Consider the following 656-nt stretch of genomic DNA (forward strand, 5'->3'; position numbering starts at 1 on the left):
ATAAAATCAATTATATTACTATGTAGTAGTAAAAATGATTGTTAGAAATACAAAGGAAATTTATTATGAAAAATATCCTATTTATCGTTGGTTCTCTTCGTAAGGGATCATTTAACCATCAATTAGCAGAAGAAGCTGAGAAAATGCTAGCTGATAAAGCTAATGTTTCTTATCTTGACTATAGTAAAGTACCTGTTTTTAATCAGGATTTAGAAAGTCCGGTTCTTCCTGTTTTGGCAGAAGTTCGAGAACAGGTCTTGGCAGCAGATGCAATCTGGATTTTCTCACCGGTTTATAATTTCTCAATTCCTGGGCCAGTGAAAAATTTGCTTGACTGGCTAAGCCGCGCCCTTGACCTATCAGATCCTTCAGGACCATCAGCTCTTCAAGATAAGATTGTAACCATGTCATCAGTTGCTAATGGTGGTCACAATCAACTTTTTGATGCCTACAAAGAATTGTTACCATTTATCCGTACCTAAGTAGTTGGTGATTTTACAGCGACACGTGTAAATGATACAGCCTGGGTAGATGGAAAATTCGTAGCAACAGAAGAAGTTCTTGAAAGCCTTCAGAATCAAGCGGAAGCTTTGATTGAAGCGATTAAATAAGAATAATGAATACCCGAGCTTTCTAGCTTCGGGTATTTTTGTTTT

Annotated in this window: 1 pseudogene; it reads left to right on the top strand. The window is 36.6% G+C overall.

Going from position 1 to position 656, the window contains the following annotated elements:
- Nucleotides 1-62 precede the first annotated feature (62 nt).
- A pseudogene (locus tag HMPREF9425_RS09065) lies at nt 63-611 on the top strand (NADPH-dependent FMN reductase).
- Nucleotides 612-656: the final 45 nt, after the last annotated feature.

The organism is Streptococcus vestibularis ATCC 49124 (assembly GCF_000188295.1).
Lineage (GTDB): Bacteria > Bacillota > Bacilli > Lactobacillales > Streptococcaceae > Streptococcus > Streptococcus vestibularis.